Source organism: Streptomyces sp. NPDC058052 (genome assembly GCF_042885515.1).
In the GTDB taxonomy this organism is placed as follows: Bacteria; Actinomycetota; Actinomycetes; order Streptomycetales; family Streptomycetaceae; genus Streptomyces.
Genome location: NZ_JBHVRX010000093.1, coordinates 1 through 1,207, shown reverse-complemented (window position 1 = coordinate 1,207; position 1,207 = coordinate 1). Strand labels below are relative to the sequence as shown.

At 33.6% G+C, this 1,207-nt stretch carries 2 protein-coding genes; both read left to right on the top strand.

The genetic code is table 11. The features are described from left to right. A partial coding sequence (locus tag ACFVU3_RS40145) for an FGGY-family carbohydrate kinase (RefSeq protein WP_390073724.1) occupies positions 1 to 624 on the top strand: 624 nt, incomplete at its 5' end. Between the two features lie 340 nt (positions 625 to 964). Next, positions 965 to 1,207 (top strand): hypothetical protein (locus ACFVU3_RS40140; RefSeq protein ID WP_390073723.1); only part of this gene is annotated, 243 nt, incomplete at its 3' end.

Sequence of the window (1,207 nt, the reverse complement as noted above, 5' to 3'; positions counted from 1 at the left end):
TATGCGATGGGAGTTACATTAGCTGCAGGTTATAGTTTGAATTGGTTGAAGACCACATTCTTTGAAAATGACTCCTTCGCCCAAATTTTAGATTCTGCTGAAAGTGCCAAACTAGGAGCAAATGGCTTATTATTTGCTCCTTACTTAGCTGGTGAACGCACGCCACATGGGGATGCCTACATTAGAGGTAGTTTTATTGGTATTAGTGGACAACACAAAAAAGCAGATTTTGCACGTGCAGTTATAGAAGGTATTACTTATTCTTTATATGATTCAATCAAAATAATGCGAGAAGCAGGACACGAAATCAATTCAATTACCTCAATTGGTGGAGGGGCTAAAAGTAAGTTCTGGCTTCAACTTCAAGCAGATGTTTTTAATATGAAAGTGAAAAAATTAAAACATGAAGAAGGTCCAAGTATGGGAGCAGCTATGCTTGCAGCATACGGACTAGGTTGGTTTGAAAGTGTAGCTGATTGTGTTGAGACATTTATTAAAGTTGAAGAAGTTTTTAAACCTAATGCCGAAAATCATAAACGATACGAACAATTCCATAATGTTTATCAACGAGTCTATAAGCAAACGAAAGAACTAACAAAGGAACTGCTAGCGATTACAAAGTAAAGTACCAACTCTCGGACAATTCTTGTGCGAGAGTTTTTTATCTTGATAACTCTAAATGCAAAACCTAGACTTTATATAGAAATTTATTGAAAAAAGTGAATTATTGAAAAGATGGGAAACAATAATTGATTTTTAGTTTGAGCGACAAAAAAGAAAAATTATTTTCAAGGAAATGAATATTGACATTACACTAAATAGAACGTTTAATAAAATTATATTTTAACAATTAATATATGAGCACAATTAAAAAATAAGACACCGAGAGGATGATAATATGTTAATTTTGAAACAAGAATTGTGTGAGTTTCTAAGCCGTATGTCGCCACGAACGTTTGCGTATATGAATGAACTCGACTATCCTAATTTATTACTTGAACTTGAACACCAAGATATTACACTACCCACTACACACCAACTTCAAAGGTCAATTCAATTCCCTCAATATCAACCACCTTCGCATCAACTAAATAATCAGTTTATCAATCTAAGAGATGAAGCTGAAAGTGATATTAATGATGAAAAGTTACGTTTTTTACAATTCTATCCTGTCAACCAGCACAGTGAAATGTTGAGTGCATACTCT